The organism is Pseudogemmobacter blasticus, from assembly GCF_003071405.1.
Taxonomy (GTDB): Bacteria; Pseudomonadota; Alphaproteobacteria; order Rhodobacterales; family Rhodobacteraceae; genus Pseudogemmobacter; species Pseudogemmobacter blasticus.
Map to the genome: position 1 here is coordinate 1,328,929 of NZ_CP020470.1, position 24,252 is coordinate 1,353,180.

Annotated in this window: 29 protein-coding genes; 15 read left to right on the forward strand and 14 right to left on the reverse strand. The window is 66.4% G+C overall.

Annotation, left to right across the window (positions count from 1 at the left end):
* Positions 1-10 precede the first annotated feature (10 nt).
* Positions 11-523: a BrnA antitoxin family protein gene (locus B6K69_RS06435; RefSeq protein WP_164681899.1), complete on the reverse strand. Its 513-nt coding sequence runs from the start codon at positions 521-523 to the stop codon at positions 11-13.
* Positions 524-737: 214 nt separating this feature from the next.
* Between B6K69_RS06435 and B6K69_RS06440 the strand changes: the two genes are divergently transcribed.
* Genes B6K69_RS06440 through B6K69_RS06450 form a run of 3 tightly spaced genes read left to right on the forward strand, consistent with a single transcriptional unit; the run spans position 738 to position 3,115 of the window.
* Positions 738-1,430, forward strand: coding sequence for a DUF484 family protein (locus B6K69_RS06440; RefSeq protein ID WP_108643197.1), 693 nt, complete (start codon positions 738-740; stop codon positions 1,428-1,430).
* Positions 1,427-2,371: a tyrosine recombinase XerC gene (locus B6K69_RS06445; protein WP_108643198.1), complete on the forward strand. Its 945-nt coding sequence runs from the start codon at positions 1,427-1,429 to the stop codon at positions 2,369-2,371. The genes B6K69_RS06440 and B6K69_RS06445 overlap by 4 nt, the downstream gene beginning before the upstream one ends.
* Positions 2,372-2,416: 45 nt before the next feature.
* Positions 2,417-3,115: a CDP-alcohol phosphatidyltransferase family protein gene (locus B6K69_RS06450; RefSeq protein WP_108643199.1), complete on the forward strand. Its 699-nt coding sequence runs from the start codon at positions 2,417-2,419 to the stop codon at positions 3,113-3,115.
* Between the two features lie 3 nt (positions 3,116-3,118).
* Here the strand turns inward: B6K69_RS06450 and B6K69_RS06455 are convergent, their stop codons facing one another.
* The 6 genes from B6K69_RS06455 to B6K69_RS06475 form a co-directional block, all read right to left on the reverse strand.
* On the reverse strand, positions 3,119-3,955 hold the full coding sequence (locus B6K69_RS06455) for a DMT family transporter (protein ID WP_108643200.1): 837 nt from the start codon (positions 3,953-3,955) through the stop codon (positions 3,119-3,121).
* The gene (locus B6K69_RS18540; protein ID WP_257791682.1) at positions 3,952-4,074 is read right to left on the reverse strand and encodes a hypothetical protein; all 123 of its coding nucleotides are present in this window, start codon (positions 4,072-4,074) and stop codon (positions 3,952-3,954) included. Before B6K69_RS18540 ends, B6K69_RS06455 begins: the two co-directional genes overlap by 4 nt.
* 124 nt (positions 4,075-4,198) lie before the next feature.
* A complete protein-coding gene (locus B6K69_RS06460) occupies positions 4,199-4,645 on the reverse strand; it encodes a methylated-DNA--[protein]-cysteine S-methyltransferase (RefSeq protein ID WP_228156821.1) in 447 nt (148 codons plus the stop codon).
* Complete coding sequence (locus tag B6K69_RS06465; RefSeq protein ID WP_108643201.1) at positions 4,642-5,226, reverse strand: DUF1176 domain-containing protein; 585 nt, start codon at positions 5,224-5,226, stop codon at positions 4,642-4,644. The genes B6K69_RS06460 and B6K69_RS06465 overlap by 4 nt, the downstream gene beginning before the upstream one ends.
* Before the next feature lie 67 nt (positions 5,227-5,293).
* A complete protein-coding gene (locus B6K69_RS06470) occupies positions 5,294-6,289 on the reverse strand; it encodes a P1 family peptidase (RefSeq protein ID WP_108643202.1) in 996 nt (331 codons plus the stop codon).
* Positions 6,273-7,178, reverse strand: a complete 906-nt coding sequence (locus B6K69_RS06475) for a LysR family transcriptional regulator (RefSeq protein ID WP_107672381.1) — start codon at positions 7,176-7,178, stop codon at positions 6,273-6,275. The genes B6K69_RS06470 and B6K69_RS06475 overlap by 17 nt, the downstream gene beginning before the upstream one ends.
* A gap of 99 nt (positions 7,179-7,277) precedes the next feature.
* On the opposite strand from B6K69_RS06475, the gene B6K69_RS06480 reads away from it, so the two are divergent.
* Positions 7,278-7,481: a DUF1127 domain-containing protein gene (locus tag B6K69_RS06480; protein ID WP_108643203.1), complete on the forward strand. Its 204-nt coding sequence runs from the start codon at positions 7,278-7,280 to the stop codon at positions 7,479-7,481.
* 63 nt (positions 7,482-7,544) lie between these two features.
* Here B6K69_RS06480 and ileS read toward each other — a convergent pair whose 3' ends face one another.
* Complete coding sequence (gene ileS, locus B6K69_RS06485) at positions 7,545-10,463, reverse strand: isoleucine--tRNA ligase (RefSeq protein ID WP_108643204.1); 2,919 nt, start codon at positions 10,461-10,463, stop codon at positions 7,545-7,547.
* 230 nt (positions 10,464-10,693) lie between these two features.
* On the opposite strand from ileS, the gene B6K69_RS06490 reads away from it, so the two are divergent.
* From B6K69_RS06490 to B6K69_RS06500, 3 genes are read left to right on the forward strand one after another with little or no spacing between them, the layout of a single operon-like run.
* Complete coding sequence (locus B6K69_RS06490) at positions 10,694-11,557, forward strand: hypothetical protein (protein WP_108643205.1); 864 nt, start codon at positions 10,694-10,696, stop codon at positions 11,555-11,557.
* Between the two features lie 47 nt (positions 11,558-11,604).
* Complete coding sequence (locus B6K69_RS06495; RefSeq protein ID WP_107672452.1) at positions 11,605-11,973, forward strand: DUF2237 family protein; 369 nt, start codon at positions 11,605-11,607, stop codon at positions 11,971-11,973.
* Positions 11,974-11,984: 11 nt separating this feature from the next.
* Positions 11,985-12,377, forward strand: coding sequence for a group III truncated hemoglobin (locus tag B6K69_RS06500; protein ID WP_107672377.1), 393 nt, complete (start codon positions 11,985-11,987; stop codon positions 12,375-12,377).
* On the opposite strand, the gene B6K69_RS06505 is transcribed toward B6K69_RS06500, so the two are convergent.
* The 4 genes from B6K69_RS06505 to trpB form a co-directional block, all read right to left on the reverse strand.
* Complete coding sequence (locus tag B6K69_RS06505; RefSeq protein WP_228156822.1) at positions 12,366-12,893, reverse strand: helix-turn-helix transcriptional regulator; 528 nt, start codon at positions 12,891-12,893, stop codon at positions 12,366-12,368. The genes B6K69_RS06500 and B6K69_RS06505 overlap by 12 nt on opposite strands.
* Before the next feature lie 21 nt (positions 12,894-12,914).
* Positions 12,915-13,331 carry a twin-arginine translocation signal domain-containing protein gene (locus B6K69_RS06510; RefSeq protein WP_228156823.1) on the reverse strand — a complete coding sequence of 139 codons (417 nt, stop codon included), beginning with the start codon at positions 13,329-13,331 and terminating at the stop codon, positions 12,915-12,917.
* A 96-nt stretch (positions 13,332-13,427) separates the two neighbouring features.
* Entirely contained in the window at positions 13,428-13,910 is a 483-nt protein-coding gene (locus B6K69_RS18305) for a PepSY domain-containing protein (RefSeq protein ID WP_181318183.1), read from the reverse strand.
* Positions 13,911-14,161: 251 nt separating this feature from the next.
* The gene (gene trpB / locus B6K69_RS06520; RefSeq protein WP_108643206.1) at positions 14,162-15,394 is read right to left on the reverse strand and encodes a tryptophan synthase subunit beta; all 1,233 of its coding nucleotides are present in this window, start codon (positions 15,392-15,394) and stop codon (positions 14,162-14,164) included.
* A 235-nt stretch (positions 15,395-15,629) separates the two neighbouring features.
* Here trpB and B6K69_RS06525 point away from each other — a divergent pair, with 235 nt between their 5' ends.
* The 6 genes from B6K69_RS06525 to B6K69_RS06550 all read left to right on the forward strand — a co-directional run bounded on the left by B6K69_RS06525 (position 15,630) and on the right by B6K69_RS06550 (position 20,633).
* Positions 15,630-16,229 carry a (d)CMP kinase gene (locus tag B6K69_RS06525; protein ID WP_107672375.1) on the forward strand — a complete coding sequence of 200 codons (600 nt, stop codon included), beginning with the start codon at positions 15,630-15,632 and terminating at the stop codon, positions 16,227-16,229.
* A gap of 135 nt (positions 16,230-16,364) precedes the next feature.
* The gene (locus B6K69_RS06530; protein ID WP_108643207.1) at positions 16,365-16,997 is read left to right on the forward strand and encodes an NAD(P)H-dependent oxidoreductase; all 633 of its coding nucleotides are present in this window, start codon (positions 16,365-16,367) and stop codon (positions 16,995-16,997) included.
* 217 nt (positions 16,998-17,214) lie between these two features.
* Positions 17,215-18,894, forward strand: coding sequence for a 30S ribosomal protein S1 (gene rpsA, locus B6K69_RS06535; protein ID WP_107672373.1), 1,680 nt, complete (start codon positions 17,215-17,217; stop codon positions 18,892-18,894).
* A gap of 331 nt (positions 18,895-19,225) precedes the next feature.
* Positions 19,226-19,507, forward strand: coding sequence for an integration host factor subunit beta (gene ihfB / locus B6K69_RS06540; protein WP_107672372.1), 282 nt, complete (start codon positions 19,226-19,228; stop codon positions 19,505-19,507).
* Between the two features lie 95 nt (positions 19,508-19,602).
* Positions 19,603-19,965 carry a LapA family protein gene (locus B6K69_RS06545; protein ID WP_107672371.1) on the forward strand — a complete coding sequence of 121 codons (363 nt, stop codon included), beginning with the start codon at positions 19,603-19,605 and terminating at the stop codon, positions 19,963-19,965.
* On the forward strand, positions 19,965-20,633 hold the full coding sequence (locus B6K69_RS06550) for a phosphoribosylanthranilate isomerase (protein WP_108644810.1): 669 nt from the start codon (positions 19,965-19,967) through the stop codon (positions 20,631-20,633). Before B6K69_RS06545 ends, B6K69_RS06550 begins: the two co-directional genes overlap by 1 nt.
* Positions 20,634-20,804: 171 nt before the next feature.
* Here B6K69_RS06550 and aroA read toward each other — a convergent pair whose 3' ends face one another.
* The gene (gene aroA / locus B6K69_RS06555; RefSeq protein ID WP_108643208.1) at positions 20,805-22,151 is read right to left on the reverse strand and encodes a 3-phosphoshikimate 1-carboxyvinyltransferase; all 1,347 of its coding nucleotides are present in this window, start codon (positions 22,149-22,151) and stop codon (positions 20,805-20,807) included.
* A 64-nt stretch (positions 22,152-22,215) separates the two neighbouring features.
* Positions 22,216-22,917 carry a tRNA (guanine(46)-N(7))-methyltransferase TrmB gene (trmB, locus tag B6K69_RS06560; protein WP_108643209.1) on the reverse strand — a complete coding sequence of 234 codons (702 nt, stop codon included), beginning with the start codon at positions 22,915-22,917 and terminating at the stop codon, positions 22,216-22,218.
* A gap of 106 nt (positions 22,918-23,023) precedes the next feature.
* Here trmB and B6K69_RS06565 point away from each other — a divergent pair, with 106 nt between their 5' ends.
* Both B6K69_RS06565 and B6K69_RS06570 read left to right on the forward strand, forming a co-directional pair.
* Positions 23,024-23,386 (forward strand): hypothetical protein, encoded by a 363-nt coding sequence (locus B6K69_RS06565; RefSeq protein ID WP_123876544.1) that lies wholly within the window; start codon positions 23,024-23,026, stop codon positions 23,384-23,386.
* A gap of 365 nt (positions 23,387-23,751) precedes the next feature.
* On the forward strand, positions 23,752-24,246 hold the full coding sequence (locus tag B6K69_RS06570) for a copper chaperone PCu(A)C (protein WP_108643211.1): 495 nt from the start codon (positions 23,752-23,754) through the stop codon (positions 24,244-24,246).
* The last annotated feature ends 6 nt before the right edge of the window (positions 24,247-24,252 follow it).

Genomic DNA, 24,252 nt, shown 5'->3' on the forward strand with positions numbered 1-24,252 from the left:
GCTCCCCCCCTCACCTGACCCAAGGCACCCCCTCCTCCCCCTCCGGCACGCCGCCTTCCCCAAACCGCCGCTGCATCGTCTCCTGCATCTTTGCCCGGGCCGCCTGTTCCACCTCCGGCCCCTCGTCCTGCCAGGCCTCGCCCAGGTCGCGGGCCAGGTCGCCGAACTCCGGTTTCGGCCCGTCGTGGCTCTCCGCCCGGGCGCGGTAATGCGCAATCGTCTCGGCGCCGCGGATCACCCCCGCCAGACGCGCGTGCATGTAGCTGCGCAGCACATCGTTGATGCGCGGCCCATAGCCCGCGCCCATCGACTTGAAGAACTTCACCACATCGGCCTCAAGGCTCACGTTCACCTTCACCCGGTTTGATCGCGGCGTGGCCCGGGCAATCTCGTGCCATTCGGCCGGGATGCGGCCGGTCAGTTCAATGGTGTTGTGCAGGTCCCATTCCAGGCACCGCATCACATCCATCATATAGGTCATGTGGGCGCGCTGGCGGGGTGGCTGTTTCTTCAGGTCGGGCATGGTGTCTCCGCGCGGTCTGCGTTGCGGGGCCAGCATGGGGCGCAAGGGTTAACGCCGTCTCAGCCCGGCGCACGGCAAGACGGAAGGAAGACGCGGGCAAGACCGCGGCAAGACGTCAGAATTCCTGTTCCTGTTGCCCTCAGGCCCTACCGCCCGAGGCCGCTTTTCCGCTATAGTGCAGGGCAAGTCACACAAAACTCCGGGCAGCCCTTCCATGATCGAACCAGACCTGCGCGATCGCCTGATCGCCGAACCGGAAAGCATTCTTGACGATACCGACGTGATGAATGCCCTTGTCGCCGCCAACGAAAGAGCGATGGGAAACAACATCATAGACCTGCGCGGCATCGCCATGCAGCGGCTGGAAACCCGGCTGGAGCGGCTGGAAGACACCCACCGCAGCGTCATTGCGGCGGCCTATGAAAACCTCGCCGGCACCAATCAGGTGCACCGCGCCATCCTGCAGATGCTGGACCCGCTGGGGTTCGAGGATTTCCTCCGCACCCTCTCCACCGACGTCGCCGCCACCCTCCGCATAGACTGCGTCCGCCTCGTCCTGGAAAGCCGCCAGGAAGCCAATGACCCCGCCCTGCGCAAGCTGGGCGAAGTGCTTTATGTGGCCGAGCCGGGCTTTGTGGCCGACTACCTGGCCGGCGGCCGCAACGTGCCGCTGCGCCCCGTCACCCTGCGCCCCGTCTCGCCGCAGGGCGATGCGCTTTATGGCGATCGCGCGGGCAAGATCCGCTCCGAGGCGCTGTTGCGGCTGGATTTCGGCGCGGGCCGGCTGCCCGGGATGCTGGTCTTCGCCGCCGAAGACCCCAACCAGTTCAAGCCGACGCAAGGCACTGATTTGCTGGCCTTCTTTGCCGGCATCTTCGAACGCACCATGCGCCGCTGGCTGTCGTGACCGACACGCTTGCCATCGCACCGCAGCTTCGCGCGGCCCTGTCGGACTGGCTGGCCCAACTGTCGGCGCTGAAGGGCGCCTCGCAAAACACGCTGACGGCCTATGCCGCCGATGTGCGCGGCTATCTGGGCTTTCTGGCGCAGCACAAGGGCGGCACCGAAGGCTTGCCCGCGGTTCTGGCCACCACGCAATCCGACCTGCGGGCCTGGATGGCGCATGAGCGCGGCCGCGGGCTTGAGGCGCGGTCGCTGGCCCGCGCGCTGTCGGCGGTCAAGTCCTTCACCGCCTGGGCCGCGGATCGCACGGGGGCCGAGGCCACGCCCGTTCTGTCGGCCCGCGGTCCGAAGTTCCGCCGCAAGCTGCCGCGCCCGCTGTCGGAAGACGGCGCCGCCGAGGTGATCGAAACCGTCGGCCTGCAGGCGCGCGACGACTGGCAACAGGCCCGCGACATTGCGGTGTTGACGCTGCTTTACGGTTGCGGGCTGCGGATTTCCGAAGCGCTTGGCCTGACCGGCGACGCCATCCCCCTGCCCGATGTGCTGCGCATCACCGGCAAGGGCGGCAAGACCCGCCTTGTTCCCGTGCTGCCCGCCGCGCGTGAGGCGGCGGCGACCTATGTCCGCCTGTGTCCCTGGGATCTGCCCGCCGGCGAGCCGCTGTTCCGCGGCGCCCGCGGCGGCCCGCTGAACCCTCGCCTGATCCAGTTGGCGATGGAGAAGGCGCGGCTTCAGCTTGGCCTGCCCGCCACGGCCACGCCGCACGCGCTGCGCCACAGCTTTGCCACCCACCTGCTGACGGCGGGCGGAGACCTGCGCGCCATTCAGGAACTGCTGGGCCATGCTTCGCTGTCCACCACCCAGGCCTATACCGCCGTCGATGCCGCCCGTCTGATGGAGGTGTACGAGGCCGCCCATCCCCGCGCCGCAATGGGGAAATCCTGACCCCCCCCTGTTGCACCCCGTCGCTCTTTGGTTCAAGACTTGCCCATGCACGATCGTCTCAAGGCCCTGTCCGTTCACCTTCTCACAGCCACCGGCGCCGTGCTGTCGATGTTCGCCATGCTGGCCGCCGTCGAAGAGAAGTGGAGCCTGATGTTCCTCTGGCTGGTGGTGGCGCTGATCGTCGATGGCATCGACGGCCCGCTGGCCCGCAAGTACGAGGTTCACAAGAACTGGCCCACCTATGACGGTGTGCTGATGGACCTGATCATCGACTATATGACCTATGTCTTCATCCCGGCCTATGCGCTGTTCAAGTCGGGGCTGCTGTCGGGCTGGACGGGTTGGCTGGCGATCATCGTCTATGGCTCTGTCGTCTATTTTGCCGACACGCGGATGAAGACCACGGACAAATCCTTTGCGGGCTTTCCGGCCTGCTGGAACATGGTTGTTCTGGTGCTGTTTGCCGTGGCGCCATCGCAGGGCACGATCCTGATCGTGGTGATCCTGCTGACCATCACCATGTTCACCAACCTGAAATTCATCCACCCGACCCGCACCAAGCGCTGGCGCAGCCTGTCTCTGGGTGTCTGCATCGCCTGGATCTGCTTTGCCGCCTGGGCCGCCATGGTCAACTTTGCCGAAGGCAGCCTGGCGCATTGGGGCCTGATCCTGACCTCGCTTTATCTGGTTCTGGCCGGCATCGCGCAGCAGATCTTCCCTGAACGCATCAAGCGCGTCCGCTAAGACCTAAAGCCGCGTCAGCATGACGCCCGCCACGATCACCAGCGCCGCCAGCGCCTTTTCCGCCGTCATCTTCTCGCCAAAGGCCAGCCAGCCGATCAGCACGGCGAACAGGATCGAGGTTTCGCGCAAGGCCGAGACGACCGCAATCGACGAGAAGGTCATGGCCCAGATGCTGACGGAATAGGCGCCATAGCTGGCCGCACTGGCCAGCGCCCCCATCCGCCAGGCCGCCAGATTGCGTGGAATGACATCCAGCCCGCGCAACAGCACCATGCCGGTGGCAAAGAATGTGCCGTCCGCCACGAAAACCCAGGCGACATAGCCCCAGGGGCTGCCGGAAACGCGGGCCCCCAGCCCGTCGATCAGCGTATAGGTCGCCGTCGCCGCCGCGCTGCCCAGGGCAAAGGGCAGCAGCCGCCGGTTTTCACCGCTGGAAAACACGCCGCGCGCCATCAGCAGGATACCCACCGCCAGCACCGCGATCCCGGCATATTCCCAGTCGCTGACCGTATCGGACAGGACAAACAGCCCGACCAGCGTCACGATCATCGGCGCCGCCCCGCGGGCGATGGGATAGACCCGGCTCAGATCGCCGCGGTCATAGGCATAGGTCAGGAAGAACTTGTAGAAGAAATGCGTGCAACCGGCCGCAATCACCCAGGGAATCGCCGCCGGGTCGATGGGCGGGGAAACCGCTACCACCGCCAGCCCGATCGGCACCTCGACGATGGACAGGATCACCATCCCGCCCACCTTGGACGTGCCAACCTTGATCAGCGCATTCCACAAGGCGTGCAGGAAGGCCGCCGCCAGCACCGCCACGAAGATCCAGAAGCTCATGCCGCCCCTCGCATCACCGCCCCCAAGGCCGCGACCTGCCCGCCCATGCAGACCCGGCGGTCGCAGACCGCAGGCAGAAAGGCCGAGGCCAGCACGGCAGGCAGAACGATTACGGGCAAGGAAGGGCGCGCCTGTTACAGAACCGTTACAGATAGCGCTATCCCTCTGGCCGCGCCCGCGCAAGCCCGGGCCATGGCGCCAGATCGGACCCGCCGGTCAGGCCAGCGCACCCCGGATCGGGTGTCAGATCAGCAGCCCCGCCGCCCCTTCGTGCCGCAACAACCAGACCTTCGATTCCACGCCCCCCGGCGCCGAGAACCCGCCCAGCGTATTCGCCCCCAGCACGCGATGGCAGGGGATAAGGATCGGCAGCGGATTTGCCCCGCAGGCCTGCCCCACCGCCTGCGCCGGGGCTTCAACCTGCCGCGAAAGCGCGCCATAGGTCCGCGTCTCGCCAAAGGGGATTGCGGCCATAGCGCGGCGCACCCGTTCTTGCAGGCCGGCGCCCCAGTCCAGCGGCAGATCGAACGCCTGCCGCTTTCCCGCAAAGTATTCGGCCAGTTGGCGCAGCCCCTCGGCCTCCAGCGCCGTCGGCTCGCCCTCGCCTGGCCGCCACATCAGTTCCGCAATGCGCCCGGCCGCTTCCCGCAGCGACACCGGGCCAAGGGGCGTGTGCAGCGTGCCGGTCACGGGAAGGCCAGCTTCAACTGCGGTGCGATTTCGCCATCATAGCTTGCGTCCACCTCATAGCGAACCAGCACGAACCCGCCATTCTTCAACACCCAGGTGCCGTCCGAATAGGCATCCCCCAGGCCGCGCCACAGCGCATGTGTGGTCAGCATCCCCGTTGCCGGATCAAAACCCGCGTTGATCGCCGTGGCATCGGCCCCCCAGCCGATGATGGTGATCGCCTTCACCGCACTTTCGGAATCTTCGGGGTCCACATATTCGGCCTTGATTTCGGGCCGGGCCAGCGCGACCGGGCGGATGCCGTCATATTCGGTTTTCAGCAGGAACACATCGACGCTGTTGTAGGCGCCCTGATCGCAGCGGAACTGCCACATGATCACCTGCTCCGGCTCTCCCCATGTCACCGGCATCTTCACATCATGCCGTCGGGCGGGGCGGATCGGGCTGCCGTCTTCGGCAAAGGACGTGCAGCTTTGACCGAACGCCCCGCGAAACACCTCAACCGCCGCATCATCATCAGCATCGGCCCAGGCGGGGGTAACCGGCACAAGCAGCAGCAGGGAAAGGGCGAAGCGCATCATCGCAACCTCCGGTCGGCATTGGAAATTCCGGTCATGCTGCCATGGCCGGCCCGGCAGGCCAATCCCGTCAGTCGCCAATCGCGGCCACGATTTCGGCATCACCCTGCCCCGCGTTCCAGCCCTGCATCGCAGTGGCCATGAACAGCGCGTTCAGGATTGCCTCTTCCGACGCCTCGATCGCCGCCTCGAACAGGGGCGACATCTCGTCATTGCCCAGAACCGCGCCGGACGGCGGCCGTCCCGGCCCCCGCCGCTGGCTTTCGGCGGTGGAAAACGCCAGCGCATAGTCACCCGAGCCGTTGGACAAGGCCGCCCCCGTGCGGGCCAGCCCGCCAAAGGCCCGCGTTGCCAGCCGCGTCAGGTTCCGGGCGCATAGCGGCGCATCGGTTGCCAGCACCATCACGATGGAACCGTCCACATCATGTTCCGGCCGCTGCGGCAGCGGGGCGCCGTCAATCCGCAGGGTGCCGCCGTAATTCGCCTGCACCAGCACGCCCAGAACATGCGGCCCCACGATCCGCGACGCCGTGCCGATGCCGCCCTTGACGCCGAAGGCCACCGTCCCGGTACCTGCGCCCACGCAGCCCTCGGCCACCGGGCCGGTGCGGGCGGCGGCCAGCGCGGCGCGGTGCTCGTCCACGGTCGGGCGGCCGGCGCGAATGTCGTTCAGCCGGGAATCGTTGGTCTCGCCCACCACCGCATTGACGCTGGTCACCCGGTCATTGTCCGGCTGTGCCAGGGTATGGGACACCAGCGCCTGAACCGCGCGCCCCACCGCCAGCGTATTGGTCAGCAGGATCGGCGTTTCCAGCTCGCCCAGTTCCTGCACCTGGCTCAGACCTGCGAACTTGCCAAATCCGTTCAGAATGCTGACACCCGCCGGCACCCGATCACGGAACAGGTTGCCGCCATGCGGCAAAACGGCCGTGGCCCCGGTGCGGATACGGTCGCCTTCAACCAGCGTCACATGCCCCACCGCCACACCCGCCACATCGGTGATGGCGTTCAGCGGCCCGGCGGGAAACCGGCCGATCACAATTCCCTTGTCACGCGCCCGCGGCATTGCCTGCTCCCTCTGCTCTGGGGTGAAGGCTGGACAAGGGCGCAAAGGCCTCGCGCAGCATTGCCGCCATTCCTTCGATTGCCTGAGACGTGCCGCGCGGATTGCGCCGCAGGATGACACGCGCGGAATCCACGATGGGATAGCCGTCCGCTGAAGTCAGCTCGCGGCAACCCGGGGGTATGGTGCTGCGCGACAGCGGTGCGATGGCGATTCCGCTGGTCACGGCAACACGCAAGCCCCCCGCCAGATCGCAACTCCAGGCTTGCCGCCAGACGATCCCCTGCCGGTTCAACGATTCCTCCGCGAAATCCCGGCACCAGTCCGACCGGAAGTATCCCCCGACCGGCACAGGGCGCCGCAGATGCTGCTGATGCGCGACCGAGGTCACCCAGACCGTCGGGTCGATGCAAAGATGCTCGCCCTCCTCGACATAGGACCAGTCATAGATCACGGCGAGGTCGATCTCGTCGCGTTCCAGCGCGTCCATCTGGCCTTCGGAATGGTCGCAGCGGATGGAAACCTGCACCCCCTCGTGCCGCTCGTCGAAGGCGGCCAGGGCGCGCGGCAGCACACTGCCGGAATATTCGTCCGGGATACCCACGCGCACCGGCCCGACCAGCGGCTTTTCCCGCAGCGCGATCGCCGCCTCATCCAGCAGCGACACCACTCGGCGCGCGTAAGGTACCAGTTGCTCGCCCCGCGGGGTCAGGCGAACCCCCCGCGCCTGCCGGTCGAACAGCGGCTGTCCAAGGCTGTCTTCCAGCCGCTTGATCTGCAGACTGACCGCAGATTGCGTGCGCAACAGCCGCGCCGCCGCCGCCGTCACCGACCCTGTGTCGGCCACCGCCAGAAAGCTGCGCATCAGATCGCTGTCGAGCGGAGCCGTCATTGCAGACCCATGAATTTCACCAATGCGACCCATGAAACCTATTCGTTTGTGAAATGTCAAACCTTGTGAGAAAAACAATCTCAACCAAAGGAGATCATCATGTTCCGCCGCCTTTTCGCCCACATGCAGATGCGCCGTTCGACCGCGTTCTTGCTGGCGCGCGCGGATGACCGGCTGCTTGATGATATCGGGCTTTCCCGCAGCCACCTCAGCGCCATGCACATGGGGCTGGATGGCGTGACCCCGGGCCTTGCCGCCCGGCCGGTTCAACCGATTGGCTACGCACACCCTGTCGCGGGCTGATCGCGCCTTCGCGGGGCCCAGGCCAGTCAGCCTGCGCCCCGCGGTTCCTTTTATATCAAAGCGTTAGCCAAGCGCCTCGTTGCACCGTTTGCAGGTGCCGGGGTGCTTGTGCGTTCCGACATCCGGCAGGATCTGCCAGCAGCGCAGGCATTTCTGACCCGGCGCGCGTTCGAACACCACGCCAACCCCCGGCACATCGGGCAGGCGGAAGGCTTCCTGCGGCGCGTCATCGCCCGTCAGTTGCAGGCCGCTGGTGATGCAGGTTTCGGCAAAGTCCAGCGATTTCAGCGCCGCCAGAATCGCAGTATCCGCCACATGCACCACCGGCGCCGCCTCAAGGCTGGCCCCAATCACCTTGGCCGTGCGCTGCACTTCCAGCGCGCCCGTGACAACACGCCGCGCCGCCCGCACGCCATCCCATTTCGCCGCAAGCGCCTCATCCCGCCAGGCGGCCGGGGTTTCCGGGAAGTCGACCAGATGCACCGAACTGCCCTCTCCGGTGTTCCGGCACAGCCAGACTTCTTCCATGGTGAACACCAGGATCGGCGCCAGCCAGGTGGTCAGGCGCTGGAACAGCAGGTCCAGCACCGTCCGGCTGGCCCGCCGACGCACGCTGTCCGGCCGGTCACAATACAGCGCATCCTTGCGGATATCGAAGTAGAAGGCCGACAGGTCGCTGGTGGCAAAGGTGAACAGCTCGGTGAACACGCCCTGGAAGTCATACTTGGCGTAGCCCTCGCGCACCACCGTATCCAGCCCCGCCAGCCGGTGCAGCACCCAGCGTTCCAACTCGGGCATCTCGTCCACCGGCAGCCGTTCGGACGGATCAAAGTCCTTCAGCGCCCCAAGGATGAAGCGCAGCGTGTTGCGCAGCCGGCGATAGCTGTCGGCCACCCCCTTCAGGATTTCCTTCCCGATCCGCAGGTCAACGGTGTAGTCGCTCTGCGCAACCCAAAGCCGCAGGATGTCGGCGCCGTATTCGTCGATCACCGCCTGCGGCGCCACCGTGTTGCCCAGCGACTTGGACATTTTCATGCCCTTCTCGTCCAACGTGAAGCCGTGGGTCAGCACCCCGCGATAGGGCGCCCGGCCCTTGGTGCCGCAGGCCTGCAACATGCTGGAATGGAACCAGCCGCGGTGCTGGTCGGTGCCTTCCAGATACAGGTCGGCGATGCCGTCTTCTGCACCATCCGGGCGGTCGCGCAGAACGAAGGCATGGGTGCTGCCGCTGTCGAACCAGACATCCAGCACATCCATGACCTGTTCATAATCGGACGGGTTCACGATGCCTTCCAGCACCCGCTCCTTGAATCCTTGCACATACCAGACATCCGCGCCTTCCGCCTCGAAGGCCGCCACGATCCGGGCGTTGACCTCGGGGTTGCGCAGCAGAAAGTCCGGCGCATCCGGCCGCGCGCCCTTTTTCACGAAGCAGGTCAGCGGCACGCCCCAGGCGCGTTGCCGCGACAGCACCCAGTCGGGCCGCGCCTCGATCATCGAATGAAGACGGTTGCGCCCGGTGGCCGGGGTCCATTGCACAAGCTGGTTGATCGAGGTCAGCGCCCGCTTGCGGATGGTGTCGCCATAGGTCGTCATGCCGTCGTCCAGCGTGCGGTCGATGGCCACGAACCATTGCGGCGTGTTGCGATAGATCAGCGGCGCCTTCGACCGCCAGGAATGGGGGTAGGAGTGTTTCAGCTTGCCCTTGGCAAACAGCGCGCCCGCATAGGCAAGCTGCTTGATGACCGACACATTCGCCGGGCCTTCCTTGCCCTCGGCCGTCAGGATCGCCTGCCCGCCAAAGATCGGCAGATCGGCGCGATAGCTGCCGTCGGCCTCGACGTTCCAGGTCATCGGCAGGCCGAATTTCACGCCCATCTGATAGTCGTCATCGCCATGGCTGGGCGCGGTATGCACAAAGCCCGTGCCGGCATCGTCGGTGACATGATCGCCGGGCAGCATCGGCACGTCATAATCCCACTCGCCATTGGCCCCCTCGATGCCGCGGAACGGGTGGGCAAGGGTCAGTGCGCCCAACTCCTCGGCCGAAACGGCGCGAAGCCTGCGATACATCCCTTCGGCCAGCTTTGCCGCCGCAAAGACGCCGTCGGCCAGCTTGTCCGCCAGCAGATAGGTCGCGCCGACCACGACGTTCGACTCATCAGGTCGGCCCGTCACCTCATACAGCCCGTATTCGATGGTCGGGTTGAAGGCGACCGCCCGGTTCTGCGGAATGGTCCAGGGGGTGGTGGTCCAGATCATCGCCTGCGCGCCCGGCAGACCGCCGTCGATCACCTTGAACGGCACCCAGATCGTGTGGCTGGTATGGTCGTGGTATTCGACCTCGGCTTCGGCCAGCGCGGTCTTTTCCACGGGCGACCACATCACCGGCTTCGACCCCTGATAGAGCGTGCCATTCATCAGGAACTTCATGAACTCGCCCGCGATCACCGCTTCGGCGTGATAGTCCATCGTCAGATAGGGGGCGTCCCACTTGCCGGTCACACCCAGGCGCTTGAACTCCTCTCGCTGCACGTCGATCCAGCCGGCGGCAAAGGCACGGCACTCCTGACGGAAGGCGACGGTATCCACCTCGTCCTTGTTCAGGCCCTTGGCGCGATACTGTTCCTCGATCTTCCATTCGATCGGCAGGCCGTGGCAATCCCAGCCCGGCACATAGCGGCTGTCATGGCCCATCATCTGCTGCGAGCGGACCACCATATCCTTCAGCACCTTGTTCAGCGCATGGCCGATGTGCAGGTGCCCGTTGGCATAGGGGGGGCCGTCATGCAGCACGAAGGGCGGCCGCTTGCCGCCATCGGGCGTCTTCTTCTCGCGCAGGCGGTCATAGACGCCGATCTTTTCCCACCTGGCCAGCCAGTCGGGTTCGCGCTGCGGCAAACCGGCGCGCATGGGAAATTCGGTTTCGGGCAGGAAGACGGTATCGCGGTAATCGGGCGTCTGGGTCGTGTCGGAGGACATCGGATCTCTCTCGGGAATCTCGCGGACAAACAGGGATAACCCGGCGGCTGAACCGTTCAGCCCGCCGGGCCGCTAATTCGCAGAAGGCCCGTCCCGCATTGCATGGGCTGCCTTATAGGGGCTGGCACCGGGCGGGTCCAGTGCGCGCGATGGATCGGCTTTTCCCGACTGGACAGAACCGCCATGCGCGCCGATCAATCGTCCGCAGAAACGGTGGACAGGGGGCCTGAATGCGGCAGCGAATCTGGATCGGACTGGGGGCGGCGGCCCTTGCGGCCACGGGCGCGACCGCCGGCCCCGGTGCCCCGCGCGTTGCCAGCCAGGTCTCCGGCCTGACCATCGTTGCGCTGGACCGCCTGCCCGCGGCGCCCGCCGCCGGCGAGGACCAGACCTATTGCACGCATCTTCTGGTCGAGACCCTGACCACCCCGGCGGGTCGGGCCGTGCAGGACAAGGGCTGGGGCGTGACCGGAGAGGTTGCGCTGGCCGGCGGCCTGACGGCGGTCAGCTTCGTGGGCACCTATGCTGCCGCCACCAGCGGAACATGTGAATTGTCGGACGGCAATGTCGGCCTTTTCGCAGGCGACCGGCTGGTCGCGCTGGTCTACGCCACCGAACCCGGCGCCAGCAAACTTGCCTATGTGCAACCCTTCGGCAGCCAGGGCGGGGCAAGGCTCTTCTCGGGCGACGTTGTGCCCTCAACCGAGGCCGACCTTCGCGCCCTTGACCTGGGCGCGCCTGGCCTGGGCATCCTGGTAACGCCGCCCGCGCTGGAAGAACGCCTCTGCCAGGATGCGGCAACCGTGCCCCTTATCGACGGCCTGCCGATCGACCTTGCGCGCGCGCTTCTGGTTCAGGCGGGCTGGCAAGCAGCCCCAGCCGCCGGCGACCAGCGATCACCGGGCCAGGCGCAGGATCTTGCCGCCGCCGGCTTCCCCGAGGTCGAGGATTGCTCCGGCACCGGCTTCGGCTTTTGTGCCTACAGCTACACCGGCCCGGCGGGGCAGCTCAGCGTCACAACGATGGGCGAGATGGGCGAAGACGGCAGCCTGCCCATCGTTGCGGGGTCCAGCGTGACCTGCGCCACACCCTGATCCCGGCCTGCATGGACAGACCGCTGCGCGCGCGGCATGATGGGGGCATGAAGGAACCCTCGCTCAACGTCCACGGCGGCCCGCTGGAGCCGTGCTCGACCCGGCCCCTGACCGGGTTTTTCCGTGATGGCTGCTGCAACACCGGCCCGATGGACCGGGGCCTGCATACCGTCTGTGTCAAGATGACGGCCGAATTCCTGGCGCTGTCGAAATACCTTGGCAATGACCTGTCGACGCCCCGCCCGGAATATGGATTCGCCGGTCTGAAGCCCGGCGATCAGTGGTGCCTGTGCGCCAGCCGCTTCCTTCAGGCCCATGAAGAAGGCGCCGCGCCCCAGGTGCGCCTTGCCGCCACCCATCAGAACACGCTGCACATCGTTCCGCTTGAGGTGTTGCAGCTTTACGCTGCCGACTGACGGCCCCCCGGATGATTCCGCCGCGCTTTGCCGTGACCGAAGACCAGATCGCCGCCGTGGTTGCCGAGTTTTACACCTGTGTGCGCCAACACCCCGGCCTTGGCCCGGTGTTTGCCGCCCATGTGCAGGACTGGCCCGCGCATGAGGCAAAGATCACCCGGTTCTGGAAGAACGCCATCCTGTTCGACCGCGGCTATGACGGCAACCCGCTGGCGGTACACCGCGCCGCGGGCGATGTGCGCATCCCGATGTTCGATGTCTGGCTTGGCCTGTTCGACAGCGTGCTGCGCCGCGAACTGCCGTCCGAGACTGCTGCTGCCTGGTCGGCGCTGGTGCATCGGATCGGCCGCGGCCTTGTGTTCGGCCTGGGTCAGGCCGAAGGGGCGCCGCCCTCACTTCGCTGAAAGCCCGCCCGCCCCCGTCATCGGCCGGATCGCGCCATCGTCCCGCATCAGGTCTTCGATGAAAAGGCTCAGAAGCTGTGACCGCCCGCTTACGCCGGCCTTGCGGTAGATCGCCGCCGTCTGCGCCTTGACCGTGCCCTCGCTGGTGCTGCGCAGTCCGGCAATCTCGGCCGTGCTCATCCCTTTGATCGCAAACAGCGCCACATCCCGTTCGGCCGCGGTCAGCCCCCATTCGTCAAAGCGTTCCGCCAGCAGCTCCATGAACGCACCCGAGGCCCGGCGCAGCTTTTCCTCTGCCCGGCGCTGGTCCCGCCGCGCCCGAAGCAGCGCAAGACCGCCAAGACCCAACCCGGCAATCAGACCCAAGGCCGCCGCCACCTCCAGCAGTTCGCGCCATTCCCATGGCATCGGCCGGACCGGGATACCCAGAACAGAGGTCAGGATGTCGAACACGAAGAACAGCGCGCACAGAAACTGCGCGATGAACAGCAGCAGAAGCGGCCAGCTTCGCCTCACCTGCGCCCCCCGGCGGCGGTCTCAGTCGTCATCACCCTCTCCTTCACCGCCACCGCTGCCCCCGCCGCCGTGACCCGAGTGATCGTCATCACCGCTGTCGTCATCGCCTCCGTCATCATCATTGCCGTCATCGTCTTTGCTGTCGTCATCACCCCCCAGAAGATCGCCGCCTGCTGCGCCGCTCCGGCCATCGCGGGTGGTCAGGTCGCGCAGGATCTCGCCTGTGGCGGGATTGATGATGATCTCGCGCAGCCCGCGCGGCCCATGCGCCTGAATCCGCGCCCGGCCCAGCCAGGTGCGGGAGACGGTGATGTCACGATAGCCCCGTCGTTCAAGCTGGCGAACGATGCCCGTCACCACGTCCTGGGCCAAGGCCGGCCCAACCGGCAACAGGGCCAGTGTCGCGGCGGACAGGGCAAGGAAACCTCTGCGGTTCATCCGTGATCTCCGGGGCCGACTTGCCCGCTGACGGCGATCTTCGCCCAAGGGGGGCACCCCGGCAAGGCCGGGATGCCGCTGAAGAACAGCGTGGCGTCAGTCGTCATCGCCGCCGTGGTCGTCGCCGCCGGCACCATTGCCGCTGCCGCCACCGCCGTGATCGTCGTCCCCGCCATCATCATCGTGATCATCCCCGTGGTCATCGCCACTGTCGTGGTCGCTGCCATCATCGTCACTGGCACCATCATCACCCTCATCATCCCCTTCGTCCCGCGATTCGAAATCGCGCGACCGTTCGCTCACCTCGACACCTGTCCGCGCCTGTTCGCGGGCCGAAGCCACCTCGACCTCGCGGTCGATCACCGCGCCGGTTTCGGTGTCGATCACCACTTCAACCTTCTCGGTTCCCTTGACCGCCTCGACCTTGATCTGGGTCGGCCCCTTCTTCACCTCGATCCAACTGTAACCATCGGCCTGGAACTGGCTGACCACCTGGTCGGTCGTCACCGCCGCAAGGGCCGCCGAACCTGACAGCACCAGAACCGCCGTCACCATCTTCAGCTTTGTCCGCATCTTCATCCCTCATGCCTCCTGTGATGGGGCGCCGCCCGACAGGGACGCTGCGCCAAGGGTGCCGCACCAACCGGCGACAGGGCCAGCAAAGGGTATGACGAACAGCCCGAACATTCGTCTGCGGATTATTCCGGCGCAATCGGCCTTTGGTTTGCGCGCCTAAACCCGGGTTTATGCGGCGCTGACAGCAGGCCAGAGAAAAGGCCCCGCAGCCTTCGCTGCGGGGCCTTTGCCCGGGTCCGGCTGCGGACGCGGGATCAGATCTTCATGTCAAAGCCCAGATGCCGGGCCACGGTGAAGATGTCCTTGTCGCCCCGGCCGCACATGTTCATCACGATGATATGGTCCTTGGGCAGCGTCGGCGCGATCTTCATCACATGCGCCAGCGCATGGCTCGGCTCCAGAGCGGGAATGATCCCTTCCAGCTTGCAGCACAACTGGAACGCCTCCAGCGCTTCGGCATCGGTGATGCTGACATATTGCGCCCGGCCGATGTCATGCAGCCAGGCGTGTTCGGGGCCGATGCCCGGATAATCCAGCCCCGCGCTGATCGAGAAGCCTTCCAGGATCTGCCCGTCCCCATCCTGCAACAGATAGGTGCGGTTGCCGTGCAGCACGCCGGGGCGCCCGCCGGTCAGGCTGGCGCAATGCTGCATCCGGTCGTCCACACCCTTGCCGCCGGCCTCAACCCCGATGATGTTCACCGACGGATCGTCAAGGAACGGGTAGAACAGACCCATCGCGTTCGACCCGCCGCCAATGGCCGCGACCACCGTGTCGGGCAGTCGCCCCTCGCCTTCCTGCTCGGCCAGTTGCCAGCGCACTTCCTTGCCGATGATCGACTGGAAGTCGCGCACCATCGCCGGATAGGGATGCGGCCCGGCCACCGTGCCGATGCAGTAGAAGGTATCGCGCACATTGGTCACCCAATCGCGCAGCGCATCGTTCATCGCGTCCTTCAGCGTTCCGCGCCCCGAGGTGACCGGAATCACCTCTGCCCCCAGAAGGCGCATACGGAACACGTTGGGCGCCTGGCGCTCGACATCATGCGCGCCCATGTAGACCACGCATTTCAGACCGAACTTGGCGCAGACCGTCGCCGTTGCGACCCCGTGCTGACCCGCGCCGGTTTCGGCGATGATCCGGGTCTTGCCCATGCGGCGCGCCAGAATGATCTGGCCCAGGACGTTGTTGATCTTGTGCGCGCCGGTATGGTTCAGCTCGTCACGCTTCATGTAGACCTTGGCGCCGCCCAGATGCTCGGTCAGCCGCGGTGCGAAATACAGCGGCGACGGCCGGCCGACATAGTGCTTCCACAGGTCGTCCATCTCGGCCCAGAAGGTTGGGTCGGTCTTGGCATGTTCATAGCGGGCCTCAAGCTCCAGGATCAGCGGCATCAGCGTCTCGCTGACGAACCGGCCACCGAACAGGCCAAAGCGCCCGGCCTCATCCGGCCCCGTCATGAAGCTGTTCACACCGTCTTCGGCCATGGCGCTCTCCTTGCGTGCAGACCCAAGCGGTGTAGCGCCCTTCCCGGCGCGGGGAAAGGGGGCGCTGCCCCCGTCTTCGCTGGCGCGAAGACTCCCCCGGGATATTTGAGGACAGATGAAAGGGCATGGTTCTCTGCGCACGGCCTGGCGGATTTGACGGGACAGGGCCGCCGGGCGTAAGGAGCGGCGGCGGGGTCGGTTTCCGGGCCGCGACACGGGGCTGGGACGACAGGCGATGATCTTCACGGTGGCGATTGACGGGCCGGCGGCAGCAGGCAAGGGCACGCTCAGCCGGGCTGTGGCCGCACGCTTCGGCTTTGCCCATCTCGACACCGGGGCGCTTTATCGCGCGGTCGGCGCCAAGGGCGGCGATCCGGTCGCCGCCGCGCGGTCACTGACCGCGGCCGATCTGGCGCGCGACGATCTGCGCAGCCTTGCCGCGGGCCAGGCCGCCAGCCGGGTGGCGGTGATCCCCGAAGTGCGGGCCGCGCTGCTGGAGTTTCAACGTCGTTTTGCGCGGGCCGAGGGCGGCGCGGTGCTGGACGGGCGCGACATCGGCACGGTGATCTGCCCCGAGGCCGAGGTGAAGCTGTATGTCACCGCCAGCCCCGAGGTGCGGGCGCACCGGCGCTGGCTGGAACTGGGCGGCGACGAGGCCGAGGTTCTGGCCCAGGTGCGCGAGCGCGACGCCCGCGACATGGGCCGCGCCGAGGCCCCGCTGAAACCCGCTGCCGATGCGCTGGTGATCGACACCAGCGCCCTGAGCATCGACGCCGCCGTTGCGCAGGCGATTGCGGCGGTGGCGGCCCGGCTGGACCGCGCAGCGGCGGGCTAAGGCCCGCCAGCCAGGCACAGCCCCATTTCTGCACATCCGCTGTGCACTCAGGGCTCTGTCCAACCCCTTCTCTGCGGGTGCATTTCCCCCATGTAACGGATGATGCCGCACTGCGGCACATGAAAGGGATTGCAGATGCTGAACGAAAAACTGAACTGGCGCTATGCCACCAAGAAGATGGACCCCTCGCGCGCCGTGCCGCAAGCGAAGGTGGACCGCATCCTTGAGGCGGTGCAACTGGCGCCCACCTCCAGCGGACTGCAGCCCTTCGAGGTGATCGTGGTGACCAACCCCGAAGTGAAGGCGAAGCTGCGCGCCGCGGCCTGGGATCAGGCGCAAATCACCGATGGCAGCCATGTTCTGGTTTTTGCCGCCTGGGACAACTACACCGCCGAGCGGATCGACGCCGTGGTCGCCGAGACCGGCCGCCAGCGCGGCGGCGTGACCGAAGCCCTGACCGGATACTACGACCGGCTGAAGGCCATGTATCTGCCGCGCAGCGCCGAAGAAAACTACCAGCACGCCGCCCGTCAGGCCTATATCGCCTTTGGCATCGCGGTTACGGCCGCCGCCTTTGAAGAGGTGGACGCCACCCCGATGGAAGGCTTCGATCCGGCGCAGGTGGACGAGATCCTTGGCCTGCGGGCGCGCGGTCTTCGGTCGGTCACGCTGCTGCCCCTGGGCTATCGCGCCGCCGAGGGCGACTGGCTTCAGGGCCAGAAGAAGGTGCGCAAGCCGCTGAACGAACTGGTGCACAACGTCGCCTGAAGGCGGCTTTTACCCACAAAACAAGGCGCGGCCCGGGCAAAGGGGCCGCGCTTTTGCTTGCCTGCGGGGGCGCTTGGCGCTATAGGCCCGCCATCCCGAGACGAAAGTCGCGCAGCGCCGGAAAACCGGACGGCCGCGCGATTTCGCAATTCGGGGCCATCAAAGACCTGCGGAGCCAACCGCACGGCCGGAAAACCATGAAAAGGATCAACTGCATATGTGCGCTAAAAACGCTATGGACGAATTCGAAGCCCTTCTGAAAGAGAGCTTCGAGATTGACACCCCCGAAGAGGGCACGGTTGTCAAAGGCAAGGTCATCGCCGTCGAGGCGGGCCAGGCCATCATCGACGTTGGCTACAAGATGGAAGGCCGCGTCGACCTCAAGGAATTCGCGAACCCCGGTGAGCAGCCCAACATCAACGTGGGCGACACCGTCGAGGTTTATCTCGACCGCGTCGAGAACGCCCGTGGCGAAGCAGTCATCTCGCGCGAAAAGGCGCGTCGTGAGGAAGCCTGGGATCGTCTGGAAAAGGCCTATGCCAGCGAACAGCGCGTCGAAGGCGCGATCTTTGGCCGGGTCAAGGGTGGCTTCACCGTCGATCTGGGCGGTGCCGTTGCCTTCCTGCCGGGCAGCCAGGTCGACGTGCGCCCCGTGCGCGATGCCGGCCCGCTGATGGGCATGAAGCAGCCGTTCCAGATTCTGAAGATGGACCGTCGCCGCGGCAATATCGTGGTGTCGCGCCGTGCGATCCTGGAAGAAAGCCGCGCCGAACAGCGCGCCGAAGTCATCGGCAACCTGACCGAAGGTCAAGTTGTGGACGGCGTGGTCAAGAACATCACCGAATACGGTGCCTTCGTTGACCTGGGCGGCGTTGACGGCCTGCTGCATGTGACCGACATGGCCTGGCGCCGTGTGAACCATCCGTCGGAAATCCTGGCGATCGGCGAGACCATCAAGGTTCAGGTCATCAAGATCAACAAGGAAACCCACCGCATCAGCCTCGGCATGAAGCAGTTGCAGTCGGACCCGTGGGATGCGGTCGAAAAGGCCTATCCGATCAACTCGGTCCACAAGGGCCGCGTGACCAACATCACCGACTACGGCGCATTCGTCGAACTGGAAGCCGGTGTCGAAGGTCTGGTCCACGTTTCGGAAATGTCCTGGACCAAGAAGAACGTGCACCCCGGCAAGATCGTCTCGACCTCGCAAGAGGTGGACGTCATGGTTCTGGAAATCGACAGCGCCAAGCGCCGCGTGTCGCTGGGCCTGAAGCAGACCCAACGCAACCCGTGGGAAGTGTTCGCCGAGAACCATCCGGTGAACTCGACCATCGAAGGCGAAGTGAAGAACATCACCGAATTCGGTCTGTTCGTCGGCCTCGACAACGACATCGACGGCATGGTCCACCTTTCGGACCTGTCGTGGGACAAGCGTGGCGAAGAAGCCATCCAGTCCTACCGCAAGGGCGATGTGGTGCAGGCGGTCGTCTCGGAAGTCGACATCGAGAAGGAACGCATCTCGCTGTCCATCAAGGCGCTGTCGGATGATTCGTTCACCGACGCGGTTGACGGCGTGAAGCGCGGCTCGATCATCACCGTCGCGGTCACCGCGATCGAGGATGGCGGCATCGAGGTGGAATACAACGGCGCCAAGTCGTTCATCCGCCGTTCCGATCTGAGCCGTGACCGTGGCGACCAGCGCCCCGAGCGGTTCCAGGTGGGCGACAAGATCGACGTCCGCGTGACCAACATCGACCCCAAGACCCGCAAGCTGGGTCTGTCGATCAAGGCGCGCGAGATCGCGGAAGAGAAGGAAGCCGTCGAACAATACGGGTCGTCCGATTCGGGCGCCTCGCTGGGCGACATCCTGGGTGCCGCGCTCAAGGGCGAGAAGTGATCGGAGACGATCGCCGTCCGGCGTTGCCGGGCACAATCTGACAGCAGGGAAGGCCGGGCAATGCCCCGGCCTTTTCCTTTCTCCGCAGGCGAATCGCCCCGGGGCGCCGGGGGCACAGCGGCCAGCGCGGGGCCATGCGGCCGGGCTGCGGGCCCTGCCCGGCTGGCGATTGCCCCCCAAACCGCCCCCCGCACCGCCATGAGTTCCCTGCGCCCTGCCCGCAAGCCCCCGTTTTCATTTGTCAGTCGGCAATTCTTGCTTCTATAGTCCCTGACAAGAACATCGTGGCGGCCGCCGCAGACGGGGCTGAACCACCTGGGGGGACGAACGGATGATCCGGTCTGAACTGATTCAGAAGATCGCGGATGAGAATCCTCATCTGACGCAGCGCCATGTCGAGCGGATCGTCAACACGGTGTTCGATGAAATCATCGAGGCCCTGGCGCGCGGGGACCGGGTGGAACTGCGCGGCTTCGGGGCCTTTTCCGTCAAGGCGCGCGATGCCCGGCTGGGCCGCAACCCGCGCACCGGCGAATCCGTGCAGGTCGAGGACAAGAAGGTTCCCTTCTTCAAGACCGGCAAGCTGCTGCGGGACCGCCTGAACGGCAAATGACCTGCGGCACAGGCGCACGACCCGCAAGCGCGGGTTGCGCGTGGACGCGAAGCAGCCGATAGTCCGGGCACCAAACAGCTTCCCGGTGACTTGCGATGCTGCGATTGCTCAGACTGCTCTTCATCCTTTCGACTGGCGCGGTGCTGCTGGTGTTGGCCCTTGCCAACCGCACCGAGGTGCCGGTGCGCCTGCTGCCGGAAGAACCGGCCAAGCTGCTGCACCTGGACTATGTGTTCCAGTTGCCGCTGTTCCTGGTGATCCTGGCCGCGGTGGCGCTTGGCGTGCTGATCGGCTTTGTCTGGGAGTGGTTGCGCGAAGCCCGCATCCGCGCCGAGGCCAAGGGCAAGACCAAGCAGGTCGCCCGGCTGGAGCGGGAACTGGCGGTGCTGAAGGATTCGACCAGCACCCCGCCGCAAGACGAGGTTCTGGCCCTGCTCGACAGCGGCGGCCGGCGGTGATTGCGCCGGTTCGCGTCAAGATCTGCGGGCTGAGGACGCCGGCCGATGTGGCGGCTGTCGTGGCCAGCGGTGCGGCCTACGCGGGCTTCGTGTTCTTTGCCAAATCCCCCCGCAACGTCAGCCTGGACGAAGCCCGTATCGCCGCCCTGTCCGCGCCTGAGGGGCTGTGCAAGGTGGCGCTGACGGTAAACGCCGACGACGCCACGCTGGAGGCCATTCTGGCGGCCGTGCCGCTGGACATGTTGCAACTGCACGGATCGGAAAGCCCCGAACGTGTGGCCGAAGTGCGCGCGCGGTTCGGTCTGCCGGTGATGAAAGCCGTGGGCGTGGCCGACGAGGGCGACCTTGAGACGCTGTTCGAACATTCGCTGGTGGCCGACCAGATTCTGGTCGATGCCAAACCGCCGAAAGGCGCCGCCCTGCCCGGCGGCAATGGGCTGACCTTCGACTGGCGGCTGGTGGCGCAGCGGCGCTGGCTGCGGCCGTGGATGCTGGCCGGCGGGCTGACGGCCGGAAACGTGGCCGAAGCGATCCGTCTGACGGGCGCGCGGCAGGTGGACGTGTCGTCGGGCGTGGAAAGCGCGCCGGGGGTGAAGGACGCGACCAAGATCGCCGATTTCGTCGCCGCCGCGACCCGGATGAAGGCCGAGATCCCGATTCTTCGCTGACCTGCTGGTTTCAGCGGGGCCAGTTTTCGGCAGAGCAGCCGCGCAAACGCAGCTGCACGCCTGCATCGCGCCTCTGGGCCGCGCAAGCGCGGCCCAACCGGCTCATCCGTTTGCCTCCGGCGGGTATATTTGCAGACAGGTGACAGGGGCGCGATTGCGCCGCCCCTGCGGCTATCCCCGGCGGATTGCCGCGCCGAGCCCGTTCATCAACCCCTCGAAGATCGGGAATGAGGTCACGATCGGGCTGCCGTCATCCACCGCGATTTCCGCCTTGGCGGCCATTCCCGCCACCAGGAAGCTCATCGCGATCCGGTGGTCCAGATGCGTCTGCGCCGTGCCTCCGCCGGGCAGCCCGCCGGGCCCCATGCCGTGAACGATCAGGGTATCCTCATCCTCTTCGATCCGCGCGCCGCAGGCTTCAAGCCCGCGCGCCATGGCGTCGATCCGGTCGCTTTCCTTGACCCGCAGTTCCTTGACCCCGCGCATCACGGTGCGGCCTTCGGCAAAGGCGGCAACGACCGACAGGATCGGGTATTCGTCGATCATGCTGGGGGCACGGTCGGGCGGCACTTCGATGCCCTTCAGGCTAGGCGAGAAGCGGACGCGCAGGTCGGCCACCGGCTCGCCGCCCTCTTCGCGCGGGTTTTCAAAGTCGATCCGCGCGCCCATCTCGACCAGGGTCAGATACAGGCCGTTGCGGGTCAGATTCTGGCTCACGCCCGGAACACGGATGTCGGACCCTTCGACGATCAATGCCGCGCAGACCGGGAAGGCGGCGCTGGACGGGTCACGCGGTACGGCCACGGTCTGCGGCCGCAGTTCGGGCCGGCCGGTCAGGGTGATGACATGCCCCTCGGCGCCCTTTTCGACCGTCAGCTCGGCCCCGAAGCCAATCAGCATCCGTTCGGAATGGTCGCGGGTGGGTTCCTTCTCGATCACCACCGTCTGCCCTGGCGCGTTCAGCCCGGCCAGCAGCACGGCCGATTTCACCTGCGCGCTGGCCACCGGCAGGGCATAGCGCACCGGCATGGGATCGGCGGCGCCCACCACCGTCATCGGCAGCCGGCCCCCCTGCCGGCCATAGGCGCGGGTGCCGAACAGCGCCAGCGGGTCGGTCACGCGCCCCATCGGGCGTTTGCGCAGGCTGGCATCGCCGGTGAAGGTGGCGGTGATCGGGGTGGTGGCCATGGTGCCCATGATCAGCCGCACCCCGGTGCCCGAATTGCCGCAGTCGATCACATCAGCCGGTTCGCGGAACCCGCCGACGCCAACGCCCTGCACGCTCCAGGCGCCAAGGCCGTGGCGGGTGACGGTCGCGCCGAAGGCCTGCATCGCCTTGGCGGTGTCCAGCACATCCTGCCCTTCCAGCAGCCCGGTGATCCGGGTTTCGCCAACCGCCATGGCACCGAAGATCAGCGCGCGGTGGGAAATCGACTTGTCGCCCGGCACCTCGGCCACGCCCGAAAGCGGCGCCGAACGGCCGGAGATCATCGGTTGCGCCTCGCCATGGCCGGACATGCTGCTCTCCCTCGCCCAATCGCGCCTGCCTGATAGCGCAAGCGGGCCGGGCAAGGAAGGGTGGTCAGAGGCGGCGGAAGGTCAGGTAATGCGGGCTGCGGCCTTCGCGCAGCGCCTTTTGTTCGTAGCGGGTCGAAGGCCAGTCTTCCCAGGCCGCCCCCTGCCCGGCCTGCCGCTCCAGCGCAAAGCCGGCGGGGGGAATTTCCTCCAGCGCCTGACGGACGTAATCGGGAATATCGGTCGCCACGCGGAATTCGGCCCCGGGTGCCGTGACGCGGGCCAGCGGCAGCAGATAGCCCGGCGTCACGAAACGGCGGCGGTGGTGGCGGGCCTTGGGCCAGGGGTCGGGGTAGTTCAGGAACACCCGCGAAACGCTGGCATCGGGCAGCACATCGAACAGGTCACGCACATCGCCAGGGTGCAGTGACAGGTTCGTCACCGCAGCAGCGCGGATCTTGCCCAACAGCATGGCGATGCCGTTCACGAAAGGCTCGGCCCCGATCAGATGCACCTGCGGGTTGCCGGCCGCCATATGCACCAGATGCTCGCCCCCGCCAAAGCCAACCTCAAGCCAGAGCGGCCGCCCGCCGGTCAGCGACAGGTCCAGCGGAGTGCGGGCCGGGTTTTCGGCAACGGTCACGCCCTTCAGGCGCAGCGGCTCAAGATCGTTGGCCAGATAGTCCTTCTGGCTGGCCCGCAGCGTCTTGCCATGGGTGCGGCCATAGAAGTTGCGCCGTTCGGGCGGGGGGAGGGCAGAGTCTGACATGACGGCGGCCTCTAGCCCCGGGCTTGACAAGGGTCAAGCCTTGCCCCCCGTCGCCGTGGCAGAACTGCGTTGATTGGCACCGGCTTTTCCGGCAAGACTGACAAAGATGCGCGACAGACCCATCCTTATGCGCCGGCTGCTTGTGATTGTGGCCCTGACCGTTTCCCTGGTGGCAACGGCCTTTGCCCATCGTATGCCCACTGCCCAGGATGCCGCGCTTGAGGCCTATGTTCTGGCCGGGGGCAGCCTTGCAGACCTGTGCGGTGATGCCGACGGGGACGGGCTGCCCGACCATTCCGATTGCCCGGTCTGCCACCTGACCGCCACCGCCCCGCCCGCGGGCGGGGCCGTTGCCGTGCAGGACGCCGGGCTGATCCTGATCGCCCGCATCGAGGCCCCCCGCGAAAGCCGGGCCGTTCGGGCGGTTCTGGACCCTGCCCGCGGTCTGCGGGCGCCCCCTCTGGCCTGATCGCACCCCTTCCGTTCCGATCCGTCGATCCGGGCGTGCCGCCTTTCTGGCACGTCCAAGCCAGAGGTTCCCACATGCCTTCAAACATCACACGTTCCGGCCGGACCCGCGCGCTGCGGACCCAAGGGCGGGCGCATCCTCAAGGCACGGCTCCGGCGGAGACAGGTTTTCCCGTGGCCCTGCGGGGGGAGGCGTCCCGTTATCCCGCAAGGTCACAAGGTTTCGCCCCTCTTCCCGTGGGGCGGGGCCATGACTGGCCCTGTCCGGCCGACTGCCGGACAGGGCCTTTTTCCCGGCTTTCCCGCGCGGGGGCCCTGTCTCCAGCGCGACACGTCTCCCCCTCTGTTCCGACGAAAGGATCTATCATGAACCGCGTTCTCGGCCTGCTGGCCGCCCTGATGATTGCCGCGCCCGTCCACGCCCATGGCGTGACCCAGGGTGAAATTGAAATCATCCACCCCAACATTCCGCAACCGGCGGCAACCGCGCAGGCGGCGGGCGGTTACATGGGCGTGTCGAACAACGGTCCCAACGCCGACCGACTGATCGGGGTGGAAACCCCTGCGGCGAAAAGCGCGATGCTGCACGAATCCTCGGTCGGGGCCGATGGCGTGGCCAAGATGAGCCATGTCGAAGGGATCGACCTGCCCGCCGGTGAGACGGTCGTTCTGGAACCGGGCGGCTATCACATCATGCTGATGGGGCTGACAAAGCCGCTGACCGAGGGCGAGATGGTGCCGGCGACGCTGATCTTCGAACATGCCGGCCGGATCGAGATGGAATTCATGGTCGATCCGCCCGGCGGCATGGATCACTCGACGATGGACCATTCCGCCATGGGCCATTCGGTCGGTGACTGACGGCCC